20 protein-coding genes are annotated in these 19,205 nt (G+C 30.3%); 5 read left to right on the forward strand and 15 right to left on the reverse strand.

Going from position 1 to position 19,205, the window contains the following annotated elements:
* Positions 1-311 precede the first annotated feature (311 nt).
* On the forward strand, positions 312-1,547 hold the full coding sequence (locus ACE193_RS23940; RefSeq protein WP_375560708.1) for an AAA family ATPase: 1,236 nt from the start codon (positions 312-314) through the stop codon (positions 1,545-1,547).
* Positions 1,548-1,657: 110 nt separating this feature from the next.
* Here the strand turns inward: ACE193_RS23940 and erpA are convergent, their stop codons facing one another.
* From erpA to ACE193_RS24010, 14 genes are all read right to left on the reverse strand, one after another.
* The gene (gene erpA, locus ACE193_RS23945) at positions 1,658-1,984 is read right to left on the reverse strand and encodes an iron-sulfur cluster insertion protein ErpA (RefSeq protein ID WP_375560709.1); all 327 of its coding nucleotides are present in this window, start codon (positions 1,982-1,984) and stop codon (positions 1,658-1,660) included.
* Between the two features lie 198 nt (positions 1,985-2,182).
* Positions 2,183-2,890: a PIG-L deacetylase family protein gene (locus ACE193_RS23950; protein ID WP_375560710.1), complete on the reverse strand. Its 708-nt coding sequence runs from the start codon at positions 2,888-2,890 to the stop codon at positions 2,183-2,185.
* A gap of 188 nt (positions 2,891-3,078) precedes the next feature.
* The gene (locus tag ACE193_RS23955; protein ID WP_375560711.1) at positions 3,079-4,602 is read right to left on the reverse strand and encodes a GNAT family N-acetyltransferase; all 1,524 of its coding nucleotides are present in this window, start codon (positions 4,600-4,602) and stop codon (positions 3,079-3,081) included.
* A 23-nt stretch (positions 4,603-4,625) separates the two neighbouring features.
* Complete coding sequence (locus tag ACE193_RS23960) at positions 4,626-5,438, reverse strand: amidohydrolase family protein (protein WP_375560712.1); 813 nt, start codon at positions 5,436-5,438, stop codon at positions 4,626-4,628.
* Between the two features lie 9 nt (positions 5,439-5,447).
* On the reverse strand, positions 5,448-6,107 hold the full coding sequence (locus ACE193_RS23965; RefSeq protein WP_375560713.1) for a class I SAM-dependent methyltransferase: 660 nt from the start codon (positions 6,105-6,107) through the stop codon (positions 5,448-5,450).
* Positions 6,108-6,152: 45 nt separating this feature from the next.
* A complete protein-coding gene (locus ACE193_RS23970; protein ID WP_375560714.1) occupies positions 6,153-7,145 on the reverse strand; it encodes a hypothetical protein in 993 nt (330 codons plus the stop codon).
* 39 nt (positions 7,146-7,184) lie between these two features.
* The gene (locus ACE193_RS23975; protein ID WP_375560715.1) at positions 7,185-8,399 is read right to left on the reverse strand and encodes an acetyl-CoA carboxylase biotin carboxylase subunit family protein; all 1,215 of its coding nucleotides are present in this window, start codon (positions 8,397-8,399) and stop codon (positions 7,185-7,187) included.
* 21 nt (positions 8,400-8,420) lie between these two features.
* A complete protein-coding gene (locus ACE193_RS23980; protein ID WP_375560716.1) occupies positions 8,421-9,872 on the reverse strand; it encodes a hypothetical protein in 1,452 nt (483 codons plus the stop codon).
* 18 nt (positions 9,873-9,890) lie between these two features.
* Entirely contained in the window at positions 9,891-10,913 is a 1,023-nt protein-coding gene (locus ACE193_RS23985) for an N-acetylneuraminate synthase family protein (protein ID WP_375560717.1), read from the reverse strand.
* 62 nt (positions 10,914-10,975) lie between these two features.
* The gene (gene pseF / locus ACE193_RS23990) at positions 10,976-11,665 is read right to left on the reverse strand and encodes a pseudaminic acid cytidylyltransferase (protein WP_375560718.1); all 690 of its coding nucleotides are present in this window, start codon (positions 11,663-11,665) and stop codon (positions 10,976-10,978) included.
* On the reverse strand, positions 11,662-12,309 hold the full coding sequence (locus tag ACE193_RS23995) for a pseudaminic acid biosynthesis-associated methylase (protein WP_375560719.1): 648 nt from the start codon (positions 12,307-12,309) through the stop codon (positions 11,662-11,664). The genes pseF and ACE193_RS23995 overlap by 4 nt, the downstream gene beginning before the upstream one ends.
* 15 nt (positions 12,310-12,324) lie before the next feature.
* On the reverse strand, positions 12,325-13,500 hold the full coding sequence (gene pseC / locus ACE193_RS24000; RefSeq protein ID WP_375560720.1) for a UDP-4-amino-4,6-dideoxy-N-acetyl-beta-L-altrosamine transaminase: 1,176 nt from the start codon (positions 13,498-13,500) through the stop codon (positions 12,325-12,327).
* Between the two features lie 48 nt (positions 13,501-13,548).
* Positions 13,549-14,592, reverse strand: a complete 1,044-nt coding sequence (gene pseB / locus ACE193_RS24005; RefSeq protein ID WP_375560721.1) for a UDP-N-acetylglucosamine 4,6-dehydratase (inverting) — start codon at positions 14,590-14,592, stop codon at positions 13,549-13,551.
* A gap of 142 nt (positions 14,593-14,734) precedes the next feature.
* Positions 14,735-15,616, reverse strand: coding sequence for an ABC transporter permease (locus ACE193_RS24010; RefSeq protein WP_375560722.1), 882 nt, complete (start codon positions 15,614-15,616; stop codon positions 14,735-14,737).
* A 253-nt stretch (positions 15,617-15,869) separates the two neighbouring features.
* Between ACE193_RS24010 and gmk the strand changes: the two genes are divergently transcribed.
* From gmk to ACE193_RS24025, 3 genes are read left to right on the forward strand one after another with little or no spacing between them, the layout of a single operon-like run.
* Positions 15,870-16,484: a guanylate kinase gene (gene gmk, locus ACE193_RS24015; RefSeq protein WP_375560723.1), complete on the forward strand. Its 615-nt coding sequence runs from the start codon at positions 15,870-15,872 to the stop codon at positions 16,482-16,484.
* Positions 16,481-17,053 (forward strand): nicotinate (nicotinamide) nucleotide adenylyltransferase, encoded by a 573-nt coding sequence (nadD, locus tag ACE193_RS24020; protein WP_375560724.1) that lies wholly within the window; start codon positions 16,481-16,483, stop codon positions 17,051-17,053. The genes gmk and nadD overlap by 4 nt, the downstream gene beginning before the upstream one ends.
* Positions 17,054-17,108: 55 nt before the next feature.
* Positions 17,109-17,426, forward strand: coding sequence for a hypothetical protein (locus ACE193_RS24025; protein ID WP_375560725.1), 318 nt, complete (start codon positions 17,109-17,111; stop codon positions 17,424-17,426).
* A 76-nt stretch (positions 17,427-17,502) separates the two neighbouring features.
* Here the strand turns inward: ACE193_RS24025 and ACE193_RS24030 are convergent, their stop codons facing one another.
* Positions 17,503-17,889 (reverse strand): hypothetical protein, encoded by a 387-nt coding sequence (locus ACE193_RS24030; protein WP_375560726.1) that lies wholly within the window; start codon positions 17,887-17,889, stop codon positions 17,503-17,505.
* 412 nt (positions 17,890-18,301) lie between these two features.
* On the opposite strand from ACE193_RS24030, the gene ACE193_RS24035 reads away from it, so the two are divergent.
* Positions 18,302-19,162, forward strand: coding sequence for a 2,3,4,5-tetrahydropyridine-2,6-dicarboxylate N-succinyltransferase (locus tag ACE193_RS24035; protein WP_375560727.1), 861 nt, complete (start codon positions 18,302-18,304; stop codon positions 19,160-19,162).
* Positions 19,163-19,205: the final 43 nt, after the last annotated feature.

Below are 19,205 nucleotides of genomic sequence, written 5' to 3' on the forward strand. Positions count from 1 at the left end.
AATGATAAATCAATAAAAAAAGCCTTTGTAAATAATTACAGAGGCTTTTGATTAAATTATTTGAAAAAAAATATTACCTGATAAATACTAACGCTGTTAGGAATGATTACGACCTTTGTGTTAATATTCAATAGACAGGCTAAATTAGGAATTTATCGTTAAATTGTCAGAAGACTCAAACGTTTTTTTACATTTGTAAAATTTAGGTTATATTTGTCTTTATAGATTATAAACTCAATTCCCCTAATCCGATAGATTAATCGTATTAGATTTTATTTTAATTTCAGACGAAAATTTTATTTTGATATAATATGGAAAGAATACACATCAAAAACTTTAAGCAAATCAAAGATGCAGACCTTTATTTACGTAAATTTAATATTATTGTAGGTGAACATGCTTGTGGAAAAAGTACACTCATGAAAGTGGCTTATTTTATGCATCATTTACAAGACGAAATAATAAACGAAGTATCTGCCAATGCCCCTCAAATTTTTAGACATAACTTTTTTGGGCGTATGAAACAAGCTGTCAGAATTGCTTTTGTACATCATTTTGGTTCGACAAGACATTTAGCTGATTTTACAATAGATTATTATACACCCTCTGGAGAATTAGTTTGTTTTTATATCAATGATAATAATGATTTAGATTTATTTTTTGTAGATGATTTTGGAGATAAAATATTAGATAATTCTTTTGCTGCTGTTGAGGAATTAGTCGTACTAAAAAATAAAGGATTGGATAGCACTGCACCCGAATGGCAAGAAGTTTTGGATGCGCTTAGAGAAAGGTTGAATATTGTTTTTGGCGATAATACACAAGAACTTTATATTCCTAATAATAGAAGTGTTTGGTTTGCTATCGGAAATCGTGTGCAAACACTTTTTGATGAAATGGAACAAACACTCAAAAGTAAAGGGTTTTTACGTTTTGATTCTGAACATGAGCTTTTTCACTTACGCTTTGTACAACATATCAAAAATAATGTAGTTCCAGTTTTTAAAAGAAATAGTACACTCAAAGATGTGTTTTTTGATGTTATGAAGTTTAGTACAGATGCAAATCTGACAATAGATTCTACCAGCAAACAAATAGCAGAACTTCTTCAAGGAACATATCAAACAGATACTTTTGGAGAAAAAATATTTTATGAATTACCTGAAAAATATGTGTATCTTCAAAATGCTTCAACACATCAACAAGAACTTATTCGTATGATTCAAGATTTGTTTTTGTCGGCACTTCGTCAAAAACCTGTGTTGCGTTTTATCGAACATCCAGAAGCACATGTAAGAACAGATTTACACGAAACGCTTACTGATTTTTTAGTTTGGTTTGCTACTTCACATCCAGAAAATCAACTTGTTTTTTCTACACATTCTTCTCAAATAGTAGATACTCTTAACAAAATTGTAGAAAATGGACAATTACTAAAAAGTGAAGATGTAAATGTTTTGACTTTAGATGATGGGCATTTAGTTAAACTTTCTAATGAAGAAACAGGAAAAGTAGAAGCTACACTAACAGAAAAATATTTAGTATAATGTGCCGATGCTTTCTAATGTTGTTATATACAAAAAACCTTTCAAAAGTACTTTTGAAAGGTTTTTTGTTTTATTGTACATAGGTCTTTAGGCTACAACTGTATCTGAAATTAAACTGAAAAACTTTCTCCACATCCACAAGTACGTGAAGCGTTTGGATTTACAAATTGAAATCCTTTTCCATTTAACCCATCTGTAAAATCAAGAGAAGTACCCAAAAGATATAATAAACTCTTTTTATCGACTAATATTTTGATGCCTTTATCTTCAAATACTTGATCTGAATCTTGAATAGAAGCATCAAAAGCAAGGTCATACATAAGTCCTGAACAGCCTCCTCCTTGTACGGATACACGGATATTACTATCAGGAGCGTGATTTTCTTGTTGCTTGAGCTGACTGATTTGGGTAGCAGCTTTTTCTGTAATTGTAATCATAACGTTTCGTTTTGGCGTATAAATTTAAAATTTTATTCTAGCCAGAATTGAAAGTTCTGTGAACTCTTTATTTATTAAATAATTGATATTTGTACTACAAAACTACTCAAAAATATTTAGGATTGTCTTAAAAATCTCTAAAAACAAGAGTAGTCTATTCCGTAAAACGTTTTTTAGTGAAAAAAAGTTTGTAAAAAATTACATAATTCCACGCACATACATAAATGCTTCTGCAAAATGTTTTCCAACAGCTACGCCCCAACGCTGCGCTTGTATGCGTAATGCTTCTGGTGAACGAGGGTGTGGATAAGCACGTTTTTCGAATTCATAACTTTCCATTCCTGTTATTTTTGCCTCTATACTTTCTTCATCTATACTTACAAAAAAATTAGGTTGAAAAGGATTGGGATAATTAAAGGCTTGCCATTCGGTAGAAGAAGGTGTTTCAAAAGTGAAAATATGTTGCACTTTTTCATGTTCCATCGGACGAGTAGCCGTCATGACAGCTTCAAAAGTACAGCGATGGTCAATATTCAAATCTCCTCCATGATGCGTAAAAATAATGCTTGGCTCAAATTCTTGTTTTTCCTTTTCTATGACTTTTACTAAATCTAATAAAGCCACAGAATCAAAACGATTATCAGCAAAATCATAAATTCCGACACTTTGATAACCAATACATTTTTGAGCAGAATAAATATTATTTCTATGCGTTTGTAGTTCTTGTTCCCATTTTTCTCTATCTCTGTTATCCGAACGAGAAGTAATTCCTTCTCCCAAAATAATAGCTCTCACTTGACAATTATAATTTTTGATAAGATGGTGCATGGTTGCGCCAATTCCTAAAAGTTCATCGTCTGGATGGGCTACTACTACTAATATTTTTTTATTTTGAAAATTTATCATTTTTGATTATCTATAATTATTTTTTTGGGGGGGTAAAAAGTATGATACGTGTTTTGTTTTTGGTGGAGACCCCATAGACGTAAGGTTAATTTTTAATTATTTTAAAAGGAGATAATTTTTCTCCATTTTTTCGTTTTTTGAATTCTTTTTGAGCATTCTTGAAATATCATACTTTGTGTAGCACCTCCTTATTTTGTAGGACAAGTTTCATATTGAAGAATTACACAATCAGAATTATTTATGGTTTGAGTCTCAGTATGTATAAAATTAGCTCCTAAAAGGGACTTTTGAGAAGCTAAATTTTCTTTTTTTATAATTCCCTTTAAAGTAATAGAAATAGGTAATTTTTCTAATAATTGAATAATCTGAATAAGCATTTGTGTTGCTAGTTTTTTTCCTCTATGGTTTTTGCTGACACTATTATCTAGCCAGCCTATTGTTTTTTCAGTTTCATTTATAGTTTGTGTATCCCACTCTATTCTAGTTTGTCCAATAGCATCGTTAGAATTTTCTAAGAAAAAAATAAATAAAAGGGAGTTTGAATTAATTTTGTTTTTAAACCAAACTAAGTGATTTTCCCATTTTATTGGCTCATTATTGAAAGCATATTCTCTTGATAACTCATCATTTGCCCATTCAAAATAAATTTGAGCATCTTTTAATTGTGCTGTTCTGAAAGTGAGTAATTGATTTGGAAATATAGAATCCATACATATTTTTACTCCATTTAGTCCTACTAAAGAAGGTGCATAATTTTGAATTATTTTCTGTAAGTGAGAGTTTTGAAAAGTATTTAATTGCGAACTAATTTTTTCTTCAAGGGCTTTGTCATTCCAATTTATATTTTCTAATAAAAAATGCTTATCAAGATAATATTTTTGATTAGGAACTTGGTCAATGGTAAGACAAATTCCGATAGTTGGTTTTCCTTGACTGGCTAATTCGTGAAGAGTTTGTCCACAAGCAGAAATAATAATATCATTTTTTTGATACAAATTATACATTTCTTGTGTTGATTGTTTTCCTAAAATAGTAAGATTTTTAATTTTAATTTTTTCAAGAAATTTATTTTCCAATTCTTCTCTTTGAGTATCTTGTGGACAAATTACTTGAATTTTCTTTAAATTTTGATTCAAACAAATTAAAATAAGTTGAGGCAATAAATCTCTAAAATCTGTTCCTCCGAGGGTAATTAAAATGTTTTCTACAGGTTGAGGGTTTTGATTTTGTGTGTTATCATTTTCTTGTGTTTTGTTTTCTAGGGAAGTAAAAATGGAATGCAACAAAACAAATTTTTTTCCTCCAATACATTTTGCTTTTTGATTGGAATAATCTATTTGTTCGAAAAAAACATTTGGATTAATAATTAAATCGGCATCATAATTTATCCTGTTGTAATCATCTATTACAATTACTTTCTTAAATTTAGTTTTCAAAAAACGATATATTTCTTCATCAGCCAAATAAGAATCTACCAAAATGGTATCAAATTGATTTTTTATTTCAGCATCAATTTTAATATTCAATTCACTCTTATCTAGCCAATTATAAATTTTTCCATTTACATCAAATTTTTCATTTCCCTTTACATGTAAAATCATTTTTGTACTAATACTTTGATTTTGTGCTTCCTTTTGCAAAGCCAAACATCGCATATAATGTCCATAACCAATGGATTCGCCTGCTTCGGTAAGGATAAGAAGTTTGTTCATAGAATTGAATTTTGTAAAAAAAATTAATTAATATTAAAAAGCTGTAAGGCATTTTTATAAAAAATCTGCTCTTGTTCTTTTTGTGTAAAATGATATTTCTCAAAGAAATCTTTATGAATTTTGATAGCTTCATCAAAATTAAAATAAGGATGATCTGTTCCAAAAACAACTCTATCAATCATGTTTTTGTAAACAAAAGCAAAATCTTTTTCTAAAGAAGAACCAATATAAGAAGGGAGAGAAAATGAGGTATCTAACCAAACATTTTTTTTATCAGCAGCCAAAAGCATAGCTTCTATAATTCGATATCCTCCACTATGAACAATAACAATAGGTGTTTTTTCAACTAAATCAGCCACGAAACAAGCTAATTTTAGATTGTCATAGGCATACATTTTTGAAGTTCCATAACTTCCATCAATACAAATAATTAAGTCTTTTTTTTGAGCAAATTGACAAATTTTGCCTACTTCTACAAAATCAGAATCACTTATTTTCTGAAGATAAGAATTAAACATGATTGCTTTTGCTCCTACTTCAGCTACTTTTTCGATATATTCAAAGGCATCAAATCTACGAAAATCCATTAAAGCTGTAAAAGTGTTTTTTTCGAAAAGTTGATTTGCTTTTTCAAAAAAAGGAGTAACATCTGAGTCAAAAAGTTTGGTATTAAAGAGTAAAAAATTAGCTCCAACTGCTTTTTTAATTGTATCTTGATGGGTTTGAAGACCTTTAGAAATTCCTTCAACATCAAGGTTTAAATCTTGGGCGATGACTACATTTACATCGTCATTTTCTATAAAAGGAAGGTGAATATTAAAATCAAAAATCTGCATTAATTTTTATTATTTATAAAGGAAAAGCATAAATTCTTTTTGAGGAATGGCAGCATAATTATGTTTCAAAACAGCATTTGGAGTAAGTGAAAGAGCAAACTCTAACATTCTTGAAGGATTATGATAAAAGACAAAATCTTCTTTTGGATAATCTTCTACCAAATTTTCACTCAAAAAATCGACTACCAAAACTTCATTGACCAAAGAAAAAGCATTTTTGATAAAATTGAAAGAATATTCATAATTATCTACTTTGTCTTTTAAGTTTAGATTTAAAACACCCAACATAATAGCTGCATCAGCAACAGGTTCAGAAAAAGTAGTATTTCCAATATTTATGACTTCAAATTTTGCTTTTTCTTCTTTTTTCCAAATTTTTTTGGCTTCACTAATTAAATCTGGGTTTATATCCCAGCCTATATAATTTTTAAATTCTTTGTTCTGAGCCTTCAAAAGAGCTAAATAATCTCCAAAACCACAACCAATATCAAGAATTGATTTTTGATTAGAAAATTGGATTCCTTCTAAAGTTTGCTCAAAACGATAAGTCTGTTGTTCTGAATTCCCCCAACCTAGAGTTTGAACATGATAGCCTAATTTTTTATAACGTTGGGAGTAACGGCTTATCATCTGCTCTGAAATTTCTTCGAAGGCTGTAGTATTTTTCATTAAATTATAATAAAAAGGTTCAAATTTTTAAATGTCTTTTTTGTCTTATAAAGTCATAGCAATTTCTTCAAACAATTTTTCAGTTGGATTGATACAATTAATATCAGATACTTTTTTGATTAATCGTTTTTTATCAATACCATATTTCTCAGAAGTAGCATTTACAATAGGCATATAACTGGTATGGAAACGACTAATTCCTATATGAATTTCTTCATCAGTTAAGCCTTGTATGCGTGGCATGAGTGGTACAATTTCTTTATTTGCAAACTCATAAAATTCATAAATTTCTGTATCAATAGGACTAATTCCCATTTTTTGAAGAAGATGAACTACTATTTCACTTTGAGCATTTCCTGCACTTCGTCCCATTCCACGAATACACGTATCGACATAATTTGCTCCAGCTCTAACAGCTTCTAAAGAATTCGCAATAGCTAATCCCATATTATTATGTCCATGAAAACCTAAATGCGTTTGAATAACTTGTTTTGTTCTGTCGATATATTCATAGACTTCATGTGGCATCATACAGCCTGCCGAATCTACCAAATAAATAGCATCAGAAACTTGCCATCTATCTATTTCTTGAACGATTTTAGTAAACTCATAAGATTTTACACCATAGCTTTTCATTAGATTTACGCCTACAATAAGTTCTTTCTTTTTAGCATATTCTGCATACTCTTGAATTTTTTCGAAGGAGTCCACATTATTTCCAATGCGTATAAAGCTAATTCCTTCATCTACAGCTTTATCTATATCTTCTTTCGTTCCGATAGTTGGGATAAAGAATGTTCCAATTTTTGCATTGGGTGCTGCTTCTTTTGCTGCTTTTATATAAGTTTGGTCATTTTCCTTTGCAAGTCCAATCTTTGGATTATTCCATGCTCCCAATCCTAAACCGTGTCCGACTTCTATGTATTCGAAACCCAATTCATATAAGCCTTTTGTAATTCTTGCTGTTTGAAGTTTATCAAATTGAAAATTGATTACATACGAACCATCTCGCAAGGTATTTTCTACAATATTTATCATACTATTAGTTTTATTTTTTGATGTGCCTTTAACGAAAAATTATTTATAATATTCAATAGTTAATTCTTTTTTAAAGTCAGAGAAGTTTGATAGTGTTTGTTCACTATTTTCTCCTTGAATGACTAACATAGAATGACGAGAAGCACAGTTTTCGATAGATTCTACCATATCATTTTCACCATAAATACTTCTGAAACGTACTGTATAATCTTTTTCAAGCATGTCTTGTACATTGATAGACTTTATAACTTTCCCTACTTCAAAATCTAAGAAAGTGAGCATAATAGACTTTTTCATAAAGTCTAATCCTATATTTTCTACTTTAAGATCATCTTTTCCTAGAGACTGATTGAGTAGAATTTTATTCAAATCAATTTGAGTCAGTAAAGGAACAATGACAGAAGAAGTATAAACTCCACCACCTCTATTAGTACATTCTACCAAAAATATTTCATTATTCTGATTGACAATGTATTCTCCATGGGTATGTCCGTATTGATAACCCAAAAGAGAAACTACTTCATTGTGATTTTCAAGTAATTTCCGATTCAACTCTTCTGAAAACTGAGCAGGGTAAATGATTTCTTTTGTAACAGGTTTTGTTCCCTTCTCAAACTTACGAGAAGCAACAGCAAGAGACTGGTGTCCGTTACTAAAACAAAAACCATCTACGGTTACAAGAGTTCCTTCAATAAACTGCTCACAAATAAGTGTATGAGAAGGTGAGTTTGAGATGGCATCATAAAAGGCTGACTTTAAATTTTCCTCTTCTTTAATGATAGTAACACCAAATGTTCCTCTGCTATCTATAGGCTTCAAAATTAATGGAAAGCCAATTTGATAAACTGCTGCTTCTAGCTCTTCTAGTGTTTTGACTTTGCGATAAATAGGTTGCCTTACTTTTGTGTTATTACAACGCTGACGCTGTTCGAATTTATCGTTTGATAAAATAGCCGAATCAATAGGCGCAAAAGGTAGATTGAGCTTAGAGGCAATTATAGAAGCCGTATAAAATGAATAATCACAGTTATCTGTAAGAATAGCATCAATTTTATGTGCCTCTGCAATACGCAGATGAGCTGCAATATCAGTACTTTCTTTTATATAGTGGTGGTCTGCAAACTCAAAACTTTGTGCTTGCAGATTTGGGTGAGTTGCAATGATAGTATGCCCCTCTTTTTTTATAGTTTCTAATAGTGCATATTGTTCCCAGCCTGCACCAATGACGAGTATTTTTTTATAATCTTTAGACATAATGATATTTCAAATATTGATTCATATTGAACGAAAATGAGTTTTTACGACTGGAGGAGTGGTTATGTAGTCAAAACTTAATAATTTTTTGTGTTGAAATTCTGCACTACATATCTTAACCCAATTCTGTTGTGTATAAGAGTCTATTGAATCTCCTTTATCAAATTTTTTAACTAATAAATATATTTTCTGTGTAACATTAGTAAATTCATCTTGAAGATGAACACCTGTAAAAAGTAAATCTATAACTTGCTCTTTTTTGTTGGTTAAAGGTTCACCATATTTATTCCAACTAAGACAAAAATCTGTAACAGGGTACATTGCTGCTTGAAAATAACGTGGATGCCAAAACTGAAATTTTGAAGGGTATCCTTTATTACAAAATGTCTGTAAACAATCATTTTTATCTTCAAATACAAGACGATAGGTATAAAAACCTACTTGGTGAGCTTCTGTAAATACTCCAATAGGAGAATTTATACCCGAAAGAAATTTTTGTATTTTACCCAAAGATATAGCTTGAGCTATTTGAGGAAAGAATGTAAATAACAAACTAATTCCGTTTGTGACTAAGAGAAAAGTAGATAAAAGGTAAATAGAAAAATGAACTTTAGTCCAGTCATAATTTAACAAGGGATTAGATGCAATAGGTACTAATCTGAAATCACCAACCATCCACAAAAAGCCAATTCCACACAAAGATAAAGTTACAATTTGTCCGATAAAAGAAATATCTACAATAATGAATAAAGAAATAGAAAAACCTATCAAAATAATCAAGTCAATAGCCAACCAGTACTCATTTAGAGGAGAAAATAGTAAAGTACTTTCTGCAAATACAATTAAAAATGAAACTAAAATAAAAATAGGTTTGGGTAGTTTATGAAAAAAGTGAAAGCCTTTTTTTACTAAATGTGGTAAGCTTATAAAAGATAATGCTCCTTCTCCATGTCTCCATAATGGACTTTTTATTTTTTCTATTCCTGCTGAAAACATAATAATTCCATTTGCTAGAAAAAAAGAAACTAAAGATAAAATTAGGTGAGTTTCAGAAAAAAAATGCGATGATAAATTAATTAGAAAACAGTGAAAAATAGTATTCTGAAAATAAATATCTTCTATGGAATAATACTTTGATTTTGCAATAAAAAAAGAATGAAGTAGCCAAATTGACAAACTAACTAGCCAAGAACTAAAAGGTATAATCAAAAGTAGGCTCAAAGTAAGAAAAGCATAATAAAAATAAATATATTTCTTCTTTTTAGCTAGATAATTTTTATAGCCTACTAAAAGAGGGATAGCCGATTTGGAACGAAAAATACGCACAAATAATAAAATGGCTAATATGCTATTAAATATATAAATCGTTTTGGAAGCAATAGTAATATTGAAAAAAGAAGCACCAAAAAATAGTGCAAAAATCACAAATAATAATGCTAAAAAAAAACTAAATATATTTATTAACCTTTTCATTAATTTTATTGGGTATGATTAACTAATATGATGGTTTTGAAGTAAATCGTCTTTTGCTATATCAGTATTATATTTTTTCTTATTACTAAGCAAAAAAGCTAATGCATTACAATTTATCCCCTCTGTATTTCTACGAAAAACAAAATCATCTTCCTTCAAACTATCACCTTTCTTTTTATCTTTATTGAGGACTAAACGAGTAGTAATAGCACTTTTAAAACCTTGCTCTTCTGTTTCTATATTTAGTCTTACACTTGGTTGTAGCATCTTTTCAGTTGCTCTTATTCCTTTTATCATTTGTTTGAGTTCTTTAGGTTCTAATGAAAAAGGAGCATCAGGAACAGGTAAAGAACGGCTCATAGCGAAATGCTTTTCAATCACTTTAGCACCTCTAGCTACTGCTGCTATAGGAGCAAAAATATCTGTTGTATGGTCAGAAAAACCTACAATACAATCAAACATAGTTTTGTAAGTATCCATCAAAGGCAAATGAACTCTCTCAAATGGCGTGGGATAAATGCTATTACAATGTAAAATAATGTATTTATCATTTCCAGCTTTTTCAAAGATTTGAACTACTTTTTCTAGTTCTCCATAATTTACTAGACCTGTTGAGAGTATAGTGGGTTTTTGTAAAGAAGCTACTTTCTCAACAAGTTGTGGAAAAGTCCCAATTTGCGCCGACGCAAGTTTATAAATTGGGGTATTCAACTCCTCCAAAATATCAATAGATTCTAAATATGTAGGAGAGGAAAAAAATAAAATATCCTTTTTAGTACAATAATCTTGTAATAGGTAATGCCACTTTTCAGGTAAATCTATTCGTTTATGTAATTCAATGGTTTCTTTACTTGGATTGATATATAATTTGTTTACATCAATAGATTGAAATTTTACAGCGTCTGCACCTGCTTCTTTGGCTGCATCAATGGTTTCATAGGCTAATTCAAGGTTCTGATTGTGATTAGAGCCAATTTCTGCAATTACAAAAACTCTATTTTCTCCTATTGTATATTTCTCGTTTATTTTTATAGCTTTCATTTTTATTTTAGATTAATAGTATCATAAATTTGTAATAACATATATTGATTCAAATCATATAGTTATTGGTTTAGCCATTTATATTTGAATTCAGCCATTTTCCAATCCTCTTGATTATCAATATCTTGAACTTGTAAGGGAGGTAATACTATTACTCCTGTATTGTCTGTCCAAAGTTGTTGCTTTTCTAGCAATGTATTTGTCTTACACATATAAAACTGACCTGCATCAAAATAAGCTTTGTCCAAATCTTGGGAGCGTTTCGCTAAATTTTGAGGTTCAAACATCGTTATTTTATTCAATTCATCTTTCTTTAAAGCTCTTTGAATAGGTGAAGAAAATTCACTTACTGGAAAAACAACATCAAAACTATTTGTAATTAATAACTCATAGGCTTCTTTTAGTTTTTCAATAGTAATAAAAGGAGCTGTTGGATAAATGCCACAACAAATATCAAATTTTTTTCCTTGTCTTTGATATTCATTGATTACTTCTATTAATACAACAGCTGTACCTGAAAAATCATCAGCATTTTCATTACTGCGCAAAAAAGGAACAACTGCACCATATTTTTGAGCAATTTCTGCAATTTCTTCATCTTCCGTCGAAACCATTACTTCATCAAATAGGTCAGATTTTAAAGCTGTCTCAATAGAATAAGCAATGATAGGCTTTCCCAAGAAATTTTTTATGTTTTTTCTAGGAATACGTTTACTTCCTCCTCGTGCGGTAATAATAGCTACTTTTTTCATTTCTTTTCTAATAAAAACAGATTATCAATATTTCCTTTTTCTTGCTCAGTTAAATAAGGATATTTTATGTTTTTTGATAAAGTAAGGTTTTTAAATTGTTCTTGATAAATTTGGGCATAATCAGCTTTCCATAAAAAACCTTCATTACCTCTATACTTTACATCTGTTATTTCTTCTGCAAAATATTCAAAACCCATAATATATTGTTTAGAACATCTTTCTATTTCTTTTAATGCTTTAGGTAAATCAGTAGGCGAAATATGTATAAGAACTCCATTAGTCATAACTAAATCAAAATAATTATCTTTAAAAGGAATATCAAAAGCATTACCTTGTATTATGTTTATACCTTTTGTAATGGTTTTACTTACTTCTACTGCATAGCTTTGTAACTCAATTCCATATAAGTTTTTAAAACCTACTGCCTGAAGCCCTGCTAATTGAAGTCCAGAATTACATCCTACTTCCAATATTTTAATATTTTTATCTATTCCCTCAAATAGTTGAGAAAACATTTCACTTCTAGTAATTCCATAATTAGTAATATAATTATCATCCCAAGCTTTTAGAGTTGAGGGAGTATTTCTATCGGTATATTCTGCACCAAATTGTCCAGACCAAAATTCTGTTTGATTCGTTTTCATATAATTGTTTATAGTTTAGTTGTTTAATAAAAAATAGAGTGTTTTTTCAATAACAAAATTCTGTTCTTCCTCTGTAAGAGTTGGGTACATCGGAATACTCAAGCAAGATTCATAATAGTTTTCTGCGTTTGGATAATCGTCTTTTTTGTAACCTAAAGATTGATAATAAGGCATTTTATGAACAGGAATGTAATGAACTTGAGCAAAGATATTATTTTCTCTTAAATAATCATATAATCCTTTTCTGTTTTCTACTTGAATAACGTAGAGATGATAGGCATGAAATATTTTATCTTTTGGATATTGAAAAAAACAAATGCTTGTATTCTTAAATGCCTCATCATAACGCTTTGCAATCTCTTGACGTTTTTGCATCATTTCATCAGCTCTTGAGAGTTGTGAAGTTCCTAAAGCTGCTAAAATATCAGAAATACGATAATTATATCCCAGTTCTTGCATTTCATAATACCAACCTCCATGATTTTCTTGTAATAAATCTGGGTTTTTGGTAATTCCATGTGTTCTTAGTTTGATTAATTTATCGTACAAATCTTTATCATTTGTCGTAATCATTCCACCTTCTCCAGAAGCAATATGTTTGACAGGATGAAATGAAAAAATAGCTAAATCTGCATAAGCACCATTACCACAGTTTTGCCTTTTGTTTTTGGAATCCATAAAGTATCCACCAGGAGCATGACAAGCATCTTCAATAATCCATAATCCATATTCATCTGCCAGTTCTCTTACTTTTTCCAAATCAACAGGCAATCCCATAAAATCCACAGGAATAATTCCTTCATAAGTGCCTTTTGGATGTGATTTTAGTAAGTCTTCTAATTTGTCTAAGTCAATAAGTGATGTTTTTGGGTCAATATCTACAAAAACTACTTCACCTCCACAATATTTGATACAATTTGCTGATGCTGCAAAAGTAATAGGTGTGGTAATGACTTTACTTTTTTTAGTTACATTTAAAGCTAAGGCGCATAAATGCAATGCAGCCGTTCCGTTAGAAACAGCGACAGCATATTTTGAACCTACATAATCAGCAAATTTATTTTCAAATTCATCGATTTTTGGTCCTTGTGTCAAGAAATCTGCTTTTAGCGTTTCTACAACAGCATTTATATCATCTTGAGTAATATTTTGCTTTCCGTAAGGAATAGAAAAAGTAGTTGTGGTAGTCATAACTATTTACCTTATGTATAAAAAATAATAAATTGGAAGAGATGAAAATTAGCTAGTAGCTTCAAAGGCTTCAAAGTTAGAATCAACATGAGTTTTGATAAGTTCACGCAACTGCTCAACATCTAGCCAATCTGTATTTTGCCCAGAACTATAAGAAAAACCATCTGCAACAGGTTTTCCTCCATGATAACCCATATATTTATTGACTTGCTCTTCATAACTTGCAAAAGGTGCATTTGGAACAATGATAAAATGATTTTCTAATTCAATCGTATTCATCGAATCACTTTCTGTAATCATTTCCTCATGAATTTTTTCACCTGGGCGTACTCCTACAATTTCTTTTTCACATTCAGGAGCAATGGCTTCGGCTACATCCAAAATTCGATAAGAAGGAATTTTGGGAACGAAAATCTCACCTCCTCTAGCATTTTCTAAAGCAAATAGTACTAAATCTACTCCTTCTTCCAACGAAATATTAAAGCGAGTCATTCCTTCATGAGTGATTGGAAGTTTTCCTTCGCTTTTTTTATTCATGAAAAATGGAATAACTGAACCACGAGACCCCATCACATTACCATAACGAACAACAGAAAAGCTAATTTTATTTTCTCCTGCTATGTTATTAGCTGCAACAAAAAGTTTATCTGAACAAAGCTTTGTTGCTCCATATAAATTAATCGGAGCAGCAGCTTTATCAGTTGATAGAGCAACCACTTGTTTTACGCCTAAGTCGATAGAAGCCTCAATTAAATTTTGCGCTCCCAAAACATTGGTTTTGATACATTCAAAGGGATTATACTCTGCTGTCGGAACTTGCTTTAAAGCAGCAGCATGAATCACAATATCTACTCCATGTAAAGCTCGCATCAGACGTTCTTTATCACGAATATCTCCAATAAAATAACGAATAGCAGGATATTTATCCGTTGAAAAGGTCTGAGCCATTTCAAACTGTTTGAGTTCGTCCCTAGAGAAAATAATCAAACGTTTTACTTGTGGGTAGTTGTTTAAAATGGTTTTGACAAACTTTTTGCCGAAAGAACCTGTACCACCTGTAATAAAGATGGATTTGTTGTTTAAATCTAACATAGTATCATTTATATAATTTGCATTTTGATAGATTTACTTTTTATTAAAAATAAAGTAATTAGAATGCAAAATTTAATTAATTGAAATCAATATAAAGTATATTAATTAGCTATTCTTTTAAGGTAATTATTGCTAATAAATATTACACTGTATCCATAAATGTCCTTTCTGTTCTATTAAAAAGAATAACTCCAATAGTGAATACAACAATGGATAATATTCCTAAGTATAAAATATCAATCATTGTAATACTTCCTACTCCCAAAAATGCCATTCTATATCCTTCCATTAAAGTAACCAAAGGATTATATTTAGCAGCCCATTCATACTTTTCAGGAATTTGGGATAAGGGATATAATACAGCAGAAAAAAACATTAATAACTGTACACCAAAGCCAATAAAGATAGTCAAATCTCTATACTTTGAGGTCAATGAAGATATTATAATGCCTAGTCCTAAAGCTAATATTCCACTAATAAACATAAGCAGAGGTAAAGTTAAAATCCAAATAGATAAAATTAATTCCTCATCTGTAAAAAAATAAAAATAAGCCACCGAACCAATCAGTAAAATCAAACTAATTCCAAAACTTAATAAAGCAGAAAAAATAGTGGATATAGGAGTAACTAAACGTGGAAAGTAAACTTTACCAAAAACACCTTGATTAGCTGAGAAAGTAACGGCTGTACCTTGCAAACATTTTGCAAAGAACGACCAAGATAATGTACTTACCAAGTAAAATAAAAAAGGATGAACTCCATTTGTAGTAACATTCATGATATTTCCAAATACGATTACATACAAAATAGTGGTTAGGAAGGGAACAATAAAATGCCACATAGGTCCTAAAACGGTTTGTTTGTATTGAGCTACAAAATCACGTTTTACAAAAAGAAATATCAAATCTCTATATTTCCAAACCTCTTTTAATTTTAAATCGAATAAAGAGCCTTTGGGTACAATTTCTTCTGTCCAATAATCATTTTCTAATTCTTTATTGTTTTGATTAATTTCTTGAATCATTCTGTATTTTAGAATTGAGTAATATAAAATAGGAAGCAAAATTTTTATTTTGAATCACAAAATTAAAAACTTTTAGCTCATTTCTCACATCTATTTCATTTATATTTTATATTTCGATTCTGATAGTAAAGAAAAACACAGTAGAAAACCATTATTTTTTCGTAATTTTGTATGTAAACACTTGCAAAGGAAGTCAAAATGATTTTACTAAAAATCAGTTATAACTAAGTAAGCAACTACTTTACAACCATTTATGAGCCAAAAGCTAATTATTTTTTCTGCCCCTTCAGGAGCTGGCAAAACTACCATTGTCAAACACTTATTAGGTGTTTATCCTGAGATTTTGAGTTTTTCAATTTCTGCCACTACTCGCTCTTCTCGTGCCTACGAAAAACCAAATAAAGATTATTATTTTATTTCTGTCGATGAATTCAGAAAAAAAATAACAAATAAAGAGTTTATAGAACACGAACAAGTTTATGATGGACTCTATTATGGAACACTAAGAAGTGAAGTAGAACGCCTTTGGAGTCAAGGACAAGTTGTTGTCTTTGATGTGGATGTAAAAGGAGGAGTGGCTCTCAAACAAGAATTCGGAGATGCTGCATTAGCTGTCTTCGTAAAACCACCTTCTATAAAAGAATTACGAAAAAGATTATTATCTCGTAATACAGAAACAGATGAGACACTCAAAGCACGAGTAGAGAAAGCTGAAATAGAAATGGAGTTTGCTCCTTTTTTTGATGAAGTAGTAATTAATGATTCACTAAGTGAAGCATTAAATTTTAGTGAGAAAATAGTAGAAGATTTTATTTTGAGAAAGCCACAACATAATCACCACCAGCATCATAAAAATACAACACTATGAAAATAGGTCTTTATTTTGGTTCATTCAATCCCATTCATGTAGGTCATTTGATTACAGCGAATACCATTGTTCAGAGTGCAGAATTAGACCAAGTTTGGTTTGTTGTGTCGCCTCATAATCCACACAAAAAAAAATCATCACTTCTTCATGAGTTTGATAGATATGACATGGTGCGTTTGGCGATTGCTGACAATGAAAAGTTAAGTGTAAGTGATATAGAGTTTAATTTGCCTAAACCAAGTTATACAATAGATACGCTTACTTATATTCAAGAAAAATACCCAAATTATGAATTTCAGATTTTGATAGGAGAGGATAATCTGACACATTTTCATAAATGGAAAAATCACGAACAGATTTTGGAATACTACGGCGTTTTGGTTTATCCTAGAGAAGGAACAATCAAAACAGAGTTTCATGACCATCCAAAAGTAAAATTTGTAGAAGCTCCTTTACTCAATATTTCGGCTACTTATATTCGCACTCTAATTAAAGAAAAAAAATCAATTCGTTATCTTGTTTCTCAAGATGTAGAAGTTTTGATTCGTTCGAAAAAATTCTATTTGTGAAAGACTTTTAAAATATTTTTTATTTTCAAAATCATACATAATAATCTATCTTCTAATGAATAAAGATGTTTTCTTCAATTTCTTAGTGCTTGTTCTAGGTGCTTTGTTTTTTTCTTTTCAATTTTCAGTAGAATATTTTATTTACAAAGGACTTCAAGAAGCTCTACAACAAGCAGGAGATATACAACCTTCTTTACATGTAGGTCAAATAGGAAAACGAGCTATTTTTGGAATTATATTGATGATTCTTTCTTATTTCATGATAAGAAAATCCACAACCTTCAAGATACTAGGAAAGATTGGAATATTTTTTCTATTCTTAGGAATTTTACTTCCTTTTTTCTTTTTGGCTTTTGTCATTTTTAACTTGTAGAGGAAACGGATTTTCTAGTATTCACTCAGCAGAGCAAAACGAGAACAATCTTGAGAGGCACAATAGAGGATTTTTTTTAGTTTAAATATGTATTTCCACATTTATTACAATGCCAAGTTTTAGTCCATTCTAAATATTTTTTTGGGAAAATATTAGAATTATATTTATAATTTACTCTGAAAATTTTAATTCCAAAACCCAATAAAAATATTCCTATCAAACCAAAAATAGCATTCTTAATGGTTAAGCCATATATTATATTACATAAAAATATAGCTCCTAGCCCTATTACCAAGGCAGCTAATAAGTATGAATTTTTTTTAGGAGGAGAAACTTTTTGCGCTAAAATTGATTGTGATATTCCTGAAGTACTCGTCGAAGCAATTCCAATTCCTCCTGCAAAACCTATAGTGCTACTATTTGTAGAAATATTATTTGTTCCATTTTCATAAATTAAACTCAATTTTTGAGTATTTTCTGAGTTACAATTATTACAAATCATTTTTATTTTTTATGAGTTTAGAACTTAAACCTTCCTAACGCAAAATTCCCTGTATCATTCGTTTCCAAATGGGTGAGTCCTAGATAGTATTTGTATTTTACGATGAACAAAAACAAATGTAATAAAATTCTATTAAAACCAAAAATATGGATATGATATAAGACCATACAAAGTGACGTTTTTTTGTAACTTCATAAAAAACCAAAACAGACACTTCAAAAAATTGTCTGTTTTTTTATTGCTTCGTACATTTGTAAATTAGCAAACTCAACCAATAGCATCAAAAACAAATGCTACAACAGTCTGTTACTTAGAAATTGAATCAAAATAAGTCATTAAAAATACAACATTTCCTATAAATATATCAACTAAAATGAACGAACGCATAAAATTAATCGAAGCAGCTTGGGACGACAGAACTTTATTACAAAATACAGTCGTACAAGAAGCTGTCTTTCAAACCATTGAAGATTTAGACAAAGGAATTTTGAGAGTAGCAGAACCAAATTTAGACGTAAAAACTGAACCAACTGAATTTCATGATGCACAAGTAGCTTCTGAATGGACAGTTCATGAATGGATAAAAAAAGCTGTTATTCTTTATTTTCCTCTTCGCAAAATGGAAACTATCGAATGTCCTCCTTTTGAGTTTCACGACAAAATTCCATTGAAGAAAAATTATGCAGACCTTGGTGTTCGTGTTGTTCCTCATGCCATTGCAAGACATGGAGCTTTTATTAATAGAGATGTCGTTATGATGCCTTCTTATGTCAATATCGGTGCGTATGTGGATAGTGGAACGATGGTAGATACGTGGGCAACAGTCGGAAGCTGCGCCCAAATAGGCAAACACGTACATTTGAGTGGTGGTGTTGGTATTGGTGGTGTTTTAGAACCTGTTCAAGCTGCGCCAGTAATTATTGAAGACGGTGCTTTTATTGGTTCTCGTTGTATTTTAGTAGAAGGCGTAAGAATTGGAAAAGAAGCTGTTTTGGGCGCAAACGTAACCATTACAGGAAGCTCAAAAATTATTGATGTAACTAAACAAGAAGCTGTTACTTATCGTGGATATGTTCCCCCTCGTTCGGTAGTAATTCCGGGTAGTTATCTTAAAAAATTCCCTGCTGGAAAATATAATGTTCCTTGTGCCTTGATTATCGGACAGAGAAGCGAAAGTACAGACTTGAAAACTTCTTTGAATGAGGCTTTACGTCAGAATGATGTAGCTGTTTAATATTTTTTATTATCTTCATTCATCATATAGATCATAAAAATCA

Source organism: Bernardetia aquimarina, assembly GCF_042180575.1.
Lineage (GTDB): Bacteria > Bacteroidota > Bacteroidia > Cytophagales > Bernardetiaceae > Bernardetia.

Excerpts from the sequence above, each read along its gene's own strand:
- ACE193_RS23940 (WP_375560708.1), top strand. The coding sequence starts at position 312 with ATGGAAAGAATACACATCAAAAACTTTAAGCAAATCAAAGATGCAGAC.
- erpA (WP_375560709.1), bottom strand. The coding sequence starts at position 1,984 with ATGATTACAATTACAGAAAAAGCTGCTACCCAAATCAGTCAGCTCAAG.
- ACE193_RS23950 (WP_375560710.1), bottom strand. The coding sequence starts at position 2,890 with ATGATAAATTTTCAAAATAAAAAAATATTAGTAGTAGTAGCCCATCCA.
- ACE193_RS23955 (WP_375560711.1), bottom strand. The coding sequence starts at position 4,602 with ATGAACAAACTTCTTATCCTTACCGAAGCAGGCGAATCCATTGGTTAT.
- ACE193_RS23960 (WP_375560712.1), bottom strand. The coding sequence starts at position 5,438 with ATGCAGATTTTTGATTTTAATATTCACCTTCCTTTTATAGAAAATGAC.
- ACE193_RS23965 (WP_375560713.1), bottom strand. The coding sequence starts at position 6,107 with ATGAAAAATACTACAGCCTTCGAAGAAATTTCAGAGCAGATGATAAGC.
- ACE193_RS23970 (WP_375560714.1), bottom strand. The coding sequence starts at position 7,145 with ATGATAAATATTGTAGAAAATACCTTGCGAGATGGTTCGTATGTAATC.
- ACE193_RS23975 (WP_375560715.1), bottom strand. The coding sequence starts at position 8,399 with ATGTCTAAAGATTATAAAAAAATACTCGTCATTGGTGCAGGCTGGGAA.
- ACE193_RS23980 (WP_375560716.1), bottom strand. The coding sequence starts at position 9,872 with ATGAAAAGGTTAATAAATATATTTAGTTTTTTTTTAGCATTATTATTT.
- ACE193_RS23985 (WP_375560717.1), bottom strand. The coding sequence starts at position 10,913 with ATGAAAGCTATAAAAATAAACGAGAAATATACAATAGGAGAAAATAGA.
- pseF (WP_375560718.1), bottom strand. The coding sequence starts at position 11,665 with ATGAAAAAAGTAGCTATTATTACCGCACGAGGAGGAAGTAAACGTATT.
- ACE193_RS23995 (WP_375560719.1), bottom strand. The coding sequence starts at position 12,309 with ATGAAAACGAATCAAACAGAATTTTGGTCTGGACAATTTGGTGCAGAA.
- pseC (WP_375560720.1), bottom strand. The coding sequence starts at position 13,500 with ATGACTACCACAACTACTTTTTCTATTCCTTACGGAAAGCAAAATATT.
- pseB (WP_375560721.1), bottom strand. The coding sequence starts at position 14,592 with ATGTTAGATTTAAACAACAAATCCATCTTTATTACAGGTGGTACAGGT.
- ACE193_RS24010 (WP_375560722.1), bottom strand. The coding sequence starts at position 15,616 with ATGATTCAAGAAATTAATCAAAACAATAAAGAATTAGAAAATGATTAT.
- gmk (WP_375560723.1), top strand. The coding sequence starts at position 15,870 with ATGAGCCAAAAGCTAATTATTTTTTCTGCCCCTTCAGGAGCTGGCAAA.
- nadD (WP_375560724.1), top strand. The coding sequence starts at position 16,481 with ATGAAAATAGGTCTTTATTTTGGTTCATTCAATCCCATTCATGTAGGT.
- ACE193_RS24025 (WP_375560725.1), top strand. The coding sequence starts at position 17,109 with ATGAATAAAGATGTTTTCTTCAATTTCTTAGTGCTTGTTCTAGGTGCT.
- ACE193_RS24035 (WP_375560727.1), top strand. The coding sequence starts at position 18,302 with ATGAACGAACGCATAAAATTAATCGAAGCAGCTTGGGACGACAGAACT.